A 7381-nucleotide genomic window follows, 5' to 3' on the forward strand; every position below is an offset into this window, starting at 1 on the left:
TGGCTTGCCTGCGATGGCGGTGGGTCAGCGACAGATTGGGCACCGATAAACCGCTATCGCAGGCAAGCCAGCTCCCACATTGAATGCATTTCAAGTCGGGCTCAGTCTCACTCCTCAGCGCTGTGCACCACCACCAGCAACTGCGCCTGCACCTCTCCCACCGAGCGAATCCGGTGGGGTTTCTGCGCGTTGAAATGCAGCGCATCACCTCGCGCCAACAGCACGCGCTCGTTCATGAAATCCACCTCAACCTGGCCTTCATGCACGAATAAAAACTCCTCCCCCAGGTGCTCCTTGAAGGTCTTGTCGGTGAACTCCGCCGGCGGATAAATGATGAACGGCAGCAGGCTGCGCTCGCTGACTTGGTGGGCCAGCACCGCATAACCCGGCGAGGTGTCGGGCCGCTCATGGCTACGCACCAGGCTGTAGCTGTCGAGGCTGACGTTGTCTTCGCTGAACAGTTCTTCGACCTTCACGTTCAACGCCTTGGCGAGTTTCAACGCCGCAGCGATGGATGGCGTATTAAGCCCGCGTTCGACTTTCGACAGGTAACTCTTGGTCATCCCGGATTTTTCGGCCAAGGCCTCCAGGGTCACGCCAAGTTTTTTTCTTAATATTTTCAAGCGGATAGACATGTGCTGCGGTTAATCCCTGCAGAAAGCGATGAGACAGGCTTGCCAATGACACAAAGTGTCATATAGCATCTTTAGTGTCATTTGCATTCACCCAACGACCTTGCGAGCAGCGGGCGACCAGCAAATCCGACGTCCATTGAACCACCCAAAGGACACCGATATGGCCAAGACATTAGCACTCCCAAAAGACCAACTGGTCAAGCAAGCACTGAGCCAGATGCAAAACAGCCTGGCAGATAATACGTGGACCGACCGGCAAAAGCTGGCGCTGACCTGCCGAATCCTGTTCGAGTACGGCCACGACTCCGGCCTGGCCGGGCAGATCACCGCACGTGGGCCGACGCCCGGCACCTACTACACCCAGCAACTGGGCCTGGGTTTTGACGAAATCACGGCCAGCAATCTGTTGCTGGTCAACGAAGACCTCGAAGTACTGGAAGGCCATGGCATTCCCAACCCCGCCAACCGTTTTCACACCTGGGTGTACCGCGGCCGCCCGGATGTAAACTGCATCATCCACACACACCCCACGCACATTGCCGCGCTGTCGATGCTGGAAGTGCCGTTGCAGGTGTCGCACATGGACCTTTGCCCGCTGTACGAAGATTGCGCGTTCCTGGAGGCCTGGCCCGGCGTGCCGGTGGGCAACGAAGAAGGGGAAATCATCACCACGGCCCTGGGCGACAAGCGCGCCATCCTGCTCTCGCACCACGGCCAGTTGTCCACCGGGGCCAGCATCGAAGAAGCCTGCGTGATTGCGCAGTTGATCGAACGGGCTGCCAAGTTGCAGTTGCTGGCGATGTCTGCTGGTACCGTCAAACCGATCCTGCCGGAGCTGGGGCGCGAGGCCCACGACTGGATCTCCAAACCCAAACGCCACGGCGCCGCGTTCAACTATTACGCCCGGCAAAACCTGCGCAAGCACGCCGATTGCCTGAACTGATTGCCCCCCTTTTCGACCGGAGTTTCCCCCATGTCCAACCCAACCATTCACGGCATCATCGGCTACACCATCACGCCCTTCAGCGCCGACGGCCAGCGCGTTGACCTCGACGCCCTCGGGCACTCCATCGACCGCTTGATCAACAGCGGCGTCCACGCCATTGCGCCCTTGGGCAGCACGGGCGAAGGCGCTTACCTGAGCGATGCCGAGTGGGATGAAGTCAGCGCCTACAGCATCAAGAAAGTCGCCAAGCGCGTGCCGACCATTGTCAGCGTGTCCGACCTGACCACCGCCAAGGCCGTGCGCCGCGCCCGCTACGCCGAAGAGCACGGCGCCGATGTGGTCATGGTGCTGCCGGCCTCGTACTGGAAACTCAGTGACGCGGAAATCCTCGCTCACTACGCCGCCATCGGCGACAGCATCGGCGTGCCGATCATGCTTTACAACAACCCGGCCACCAGCGGCACCGACATGTCGGTGGAGCTGATCCTGCGTATCCTCAAGCAGGTCGAGAACGTGACCATGGTCAAGGAGAGCACTGGCGACATCCAGCGCATGCACCAGTTGAAACTGCAAAGTGACGTGCCGTTCTACAACGGTTGCAACCCGCTGGCGCTGGAAGCCTTCGCGGCTGGCGCCAAAGGCTGGTGCACCGCGGCGCCGAACCTGATCCCGCAACTGAACCTGAGCTTGTATCAGGCCGTACTGGCCGATGATTTGAACAAGGCGCGGGAGCTGTTCTACCGACAGTTGCCCTTGCTGCAATTCATCCTCAAAGGCGGGCTGCCGGCGACGATCAAGGCCGGGTTGCGCTTGACCGGGCTGGAGGTGGGTAATCCGCGCTTGCCGGTGTTCCCGTTGGGTGAGGCAGGGATCGGACAGCTCAAAGCGTTGCTGTCATCGGTATAAAAAACGCCCGGCTCTCACGAGCCGGGCGCAGGTCTTCTTGCACAACCGTCAGGTCTTGTCCTTGATAGTGACACTGGGACCATTGGTCTTGACGCTGGCAATGCCATTGTCTCGTGCGGCTGTAGAGGTGTACTGCTCACTGCTGCCGATCACTTGATGATTGGCCGCCTTGAGGTTGAAGAACGGTTGGCCGTTGCTGGCCACTTTTTTCTCATAACGTTCATCATGTGGGCTGTTTGCCTGCACTGAAGCAATGCCGGCTTCAGTAGCACCGCGGGTGGTGTAAAGCTCGCTGGTCAATATGGTTTCTGCGTTCGCCGCCTTAAGCACGAAACGAAACTGCCCGTTACTGCTTTTACTCAACTCATACCATCCAGCCATGACTTTCTCCTTTGAGTGGGATATCGCTCCCAAACTTGTAGGATTAAAGGCCATGCCCCAATTTTTTCCAGCCAAACACGGGAGATCTATTTAGCTGGAGACAAATGACAATAATTCTCGATATCATTCGCGACTTTTCCACGTCGTACTTCGTCAAGAAGGGTATCCATGTCTCGTCCCCAGCCCGACCCGTCGGCGGCCGATGCCTGTCGCGGGTTTTATGCAGACATTCTGTATTTCCTGCGTAAACGCACGGACAACGCCAGCGACGCGGCGGACATGGCCCAGGATGTATTTACCCAATGGCTGGGCTACCGCGACCGTGCCAAGGTCGAGCAGCCACGAGCGTTTCTGTTCCAGATGGCGCGCAACCTGCTGCGCGATCACTGGCGCAAACAGAAGGTACGGCAAACCGTCCACCCTGATCACGCCGAAATGGATGCCGAGCCGGTCACCGACGAGCACAACGACCCCATGGCCGCCGCCCTTCGCCTGCAACGCCTGGAACAGTTGAAAGAAGTCCTTGCCGAACTCTCGCCGCGCCGACGAGAAGCCCTTATGCTGCACCGCTTCGAAGGCTTGAGCCAGGCGCAGATAGCAACGCGCATGGGCATCTCCACCAGCATGGTGGAAAAGCACATCGCCTTTGCCCTGCTGCACTGCAAGCGCCGCCTTCAACCCGCCCCCGGCACGGAGCAGCCAGAATGAACCGCCCGAGCGACACAGACGCGCTGGACAGCCAAGCGAGCGATTGCATCGACGCCCAAGCCGCCAGTTGGTTTGCACGCAACCGCAACGAAGCAAGCCGCGCCGACCGTAAAGCCTTTGCCGACTGGCAGGCGGTGCCCGCGCATGCGCGCGCCTATGCCGAATTCGAACAGCTGTGGGCCGACCTCGCCCAGTTGCAACAACTGAACAAACCGTTGGCACTGCCCAAGCGCAAGCCCAGCCTTTGGCGCCCTGCCCTGGCGATGGCCGCCGCCCTGCTCTGCGCCGTGCTGGCGACCTCTATCGGCGCACCGCGCGAGCTGTATCACAACCAGGTTGCCACCCATGCCAAGGGCGTGCGCACTTTGAATCTGCCAGATGGCAGTACCTTGTATGTGAATGCCAACACCCATATCCGCGTGGACTTCAGCGCCCATCAACGGGTGCTGCATCTGGACAAAGGCCAGCTGTACATCGAAGTGGCCGCCGACAAGGAACGCCCCCTCTACGTGCAGGCCGGCGAGTCGAGCGTACGGGTGGTGGGCACGGCTTTCGATGTGCGCCGTGGGCAGCAGCAATTGGTGGTCAGCGTTGCCCATGGCCAGGTCGCTTTCGCGCCAAATGGCGAAAGCCCCGTCACCCTGCTCGACGCCCAGCAACGGGCCTCATACAACTACGCCAAAGGCACCGTGCAATCGCAAAGCCTCAGCGCCGAAGAGATCGCCGATTGGCGCAGCGGGCATTTGTCGTTTCGCAATCGAGAGCTGGCCAGCCTGATCGACGAACTTAGCCTCTACCGTCCACAGACGCCGTTGCAGGTCAGCAAGGCCGTCGCGCAGCTCAAGGTGTCGGGCAACCTTGATGTGAGCGACCCGGACGCCCTGCTCAACGCCTTGCCCGCGCTGTTGCCAGTGAAAACCGTGCTCTCGGCGGATGGCATCATGAGAATCGAGCCGAGCAAATAAACGGCAGAAACCACACATGAGAATATTTTGCATTCGCATGTGTGGTTTTTTTTGCCTGCCCCGTCTTCCTCCTGTCTGTGTTTGATACGCACACCTTTTTGGCTATTTAGCCGCTCCGGGGGATTTCATGTTTCGCGCGCCTTGCCACGCTTCGCACCTGTTTCTTCGACCGACACTCATGGCTACGTGCCTGGCCTTGAGCCTCAGCGCCGAAGCCGAGTCGCTCAAGCTGCACCTGCCGGCCCAGTCGCTGGCCACGTCCCTGAGCCAGGTGGCCCAGCAAGCGAAAATCCAGCTGCTGTTCGATGAAACCCTGCTCAAGAACGTGCAGGCCCCAGCGCTTGACGGTAACTACACCCCGGAAGTGGCCATCCGTTCCCTGCTCAAAAACGGTGAGCTCAACCTGATCAAGGTCGGCAGTACCTATGTGGTGCGCCCCGACGAGGGCAAAACCACCACCGGTGGCGCGATCCAGTTGGACACCCTGAGCGTGATCGGTACCGGCAATGAGGTAAACGCCAGCACCGTCAACCGCTCCACCCTGACCCAGGCCGACATCGACCGTTACCAGTCCAATAACATTCCCAGCCTGTTGCAGACCTTGCCCGGTGTCAGCCAGGGCGGCTCGCTGAAGCCCGGCGGCCAGACCATCAACATCCGTGGTTTCGGCGATGCCGAAGACGTGCCGCTGACCGTTGACGGTGCCACCAAGACAGGCTTTGAGCGTTACCAGCAAGGCACGGTGTTTATCGAGCCTGAGCTGATCAAGCGCATTGAAGTGGAAAAAGGCCCCAACTCGCCGTTCACCGGTAATGGCGGCTTCGGCGGCACGGTCAACATGGTCACCAAGGACGCTCCGGACCTGCTCAAGGACGGCCGCAACAGCGGTGCGATGCTCAAATATGGCTACTCCAGCAACGACCATGAACAGGTCTACAGCAGTGCCATCTATGGCCGTACCGACGACGGCCGTTTCGATGCGCTGGCCTACCTGACCCAACGCGACGGCGGCGATATGAAGGTGGCCGCCAAATTGCCCAACGACAACAATGAGTACCCGATCAACCCCCAGCGCCTGCCCAACAGCGCCCAGGATGTGGACGGCAAGCTGTTCAAGGTCAACGCGCACTTTACCGATGAGCACAGTGTCGGGCTGTCGTACTCGCGCTCCCACAGCAACCGCTGGACCCCGTTTTCCGCCGCCAGCTACCCCACGCCACCGACCCAGTTCAACATCGACCGCTACGGCTACGAAGGCGCGTTGAAGCGCTTCCTCGCCCACCGTGACACGGTCGACACCACCTGGTCGGGCAAGTATGAATACCAGCCGCTGGACAACCCGCTGGTGGACTTGACCATCAAGTATTCCCAGTCCAACACCGAACAGACCGATGAGCGTGACGCCACGGCGTTTTTCCAGTTGGCCACCGGCGGGCGCAAGATGGACACCGCCTACACCGACAAGCTCCTGGATATCCGTAACGTCAGCCTGTTTGACACCGGCCCCTTGCAGCATGCCGTGACGGTCGGCGGGCAAATCCGCAAGCACACCCGCGAAACCGAGATGTGGATGCCCGGCGCCACCTACAACACGCCGCGCTACAACTACGGGCACTTCCAGCCGGGCTTCATGCCCCACGGCAAAGTCGATACCAACAGCTTCTTTATCCAGGACGCGGTGACGTTGGGCGACGTGACGATCACGCCGTCGCTGCGCTACGACCATGTGCGCAACCGCGGCGAAGGCAACGATGCGCCCTACTACAACAACCCGGCAGTGGGTCACGACTACAGCGACCGCACCTACACTGGCTGGTCGCCACGCCTGGCGCTATTCTGGACCGTGACGCCGAGTGTGGGGCTGTTCGCCAACTGGAGCCAGACCTGGCGAGCCCCGGTGATCGACGAACAATACGAAGTGCAGGGCGTGGGCAGTCGCACCGCCACCAGCGTCGACCTGAACCCGGAGCGCATCACCTCGATCACCCTGGGCAACATCACCAGCTTCGATAACCTGCTCGCCCAGGACGACAACTTGCAACTGCGCACCACCCTGTTTCACAACAAAGTCGAAGACGAGATCTTCAAGGCCACCGGCGTGGGTTGCCAGAACCAGGCTGTCAATGGCGGCAGCATCGCTTCAGCTTGCCCGCCTGGGCCGATGTCCAACTACCGCAATATCGGCAGCCTGACCATCAAGGGCGTTGAGCTCGAATCGATCTACAACTCCACCTACCTGTTTGGCTCGGTGTCGTTCGCCTATGCCAAGGGCCAGCACCAAGGCGCCTACACCAATCCCTGGGGCCCGGACGTAGCCGCACGGGATATTCCGCCGACCAAATGGGTGCTGGTACTGGGCACTCACATCCCGGCCTGGGATGCCCAGGTGGGCTGGATGGGCCAATTCATCGGCGCCACCGACCGCCTGCCCAGCGACAAATACTCTGGCGGCCCGGGCTCCAGCATCGGCGATGTGTTCTACGACCAGTACGGCAACAAGCGCTACAACACCCAGGGCCTGTTCGCCAAATGGGCACCGCAGCAGGCATATCTCAAAGGCACCGAGGTGAACTTCACGGTGGACAACCTGTTCAACAAAAACTTCCGCCCGGCCTTGAGCGGCGACCGGGCGTACACCAAGGGGCGTGATGCGAAGATCAGCGTGACGCGGTTCTTCTAAGCACACACGCATTCCAAATGTGTGTGTGGCTTGCCTGCGATAGCCATAGGTATCTACACAACTGTGCAGTTCGCCGCAGCCACCGGTAACCACGATGCGAAGCGAGCCGCTCTTGATCTTGATCTGCTTGTGATCTTGATCTCAGGCGCCCCGTTAAACC

The 7381-nt window shown here is 60.1% G+C and carries 7 protein-coding genes; 5 read left to right on the plus strand and 2 right to left on the minus strand.

What is annotated here, in order from left to right:
- Positions 1 to 107: 107 nt before the first annotated feature.
- Complete coding sequence (locus tag AC1RAC_RS06710) at positions 108 to 635, minus strand: helix-turn-helix domain-containing protein (protein ID WP_054898731.1); 528 nt, start codon at positions 633 to 635, stop codon at positions 108 to 110.
- Between the two features lie 160 nt (positions 636 to 795).
- On the opposite strand from AC1RAC_RS06710, the gene AC1RAC_RS06715 reads away from it, so the two are divergent.
- Entirely contained in the window at positions 796 to 1578 is a 783-nt protein-coding gene (locus tag AC1RAC_RS06715) for an aldolase (RefSeq protein WP_073521601.1), read from the plus strand.
- 30 nt (positions 1579 to 1608) lie between these two features.
- Positions 1609 to 2487, plus strand: coding sequence for a dihydrodipicolinate synthase family protein (locus tag AC1RAC_RS06720; RefSeq protein WP_313042655.1), 879 nt, complete (start codon positions 1609 to 1611; stop codon positions 2485 to 2487).
- 48 nt (positions 2488 to 2535) lie between these two features.
- Here AC1RAC_RS06720 and AC1RAC_RS06725 read toward each other — a convergent pair whose 3' ends face one another.
- A complete protein-coding gene (locus tag AC1RAC_RS06725; RefSeq protein ID WP_054917601.1) occupies positions 2536 to 2868 on the minus strand; it encodes a YegP family protein in 333 nt (110 codons plus the stop codon).
- 168 nt (positions 2869 to 3036) lie between these two features.
- Here AC1RAC_RS06725 and AC1RAC_RS06730 point away from each other — a divergent pair, with 168 nt between their 5' ends.
- The 3 genes from AC1RAC_RS06730 to AC1RAC_RS06740 all read left to right on the plus strand — a co-directional run bounded on the left by AC1RAC_RS06730 (position 3037) and on the right by AC1RAC_RS06740 (position 7221).
- A complete protein-coding gene (locus AC1RAC_RS06730) occupies positions 3037 to 3576 on the plus strand; it encodes an RNA polymerase sigma factor (RefSeq protein WP_034126541.1) in 540 nt (179 codons plus the stop codon).
- Complete coding sequence (locus tag AC1RAC_RS06735; protein WP_054898729.1) at positions 3573 to 4541, plus strand: FecR family protein; 969 nt, start codon at positions 3573 to 3575, stop codon at positions 4539 to 4541. The genes AC1RAC_RS06730 and AC1RAC_RS06735 overlap by 4 nt, the downstream gene beginning before the upstream one ends.
- 127 nt (positions 4542 to 4668) lie before the next feature.
- Entirely contained in the window at positions 4669 to 7221 is a 2553-nt protein-coding gene (locus tag AC1RAC_RS06740) for a TonB-dependent receptor (protein ID WP_492616448.1), read from the plus strand.
- The last annotated feature ends 160 nt before the right edge of the window (positions 7222 to 7381 follow it).

Source organism: Pseudomonas sp. GW823-FHT02F05 (genome assembly GCF_058797315.1).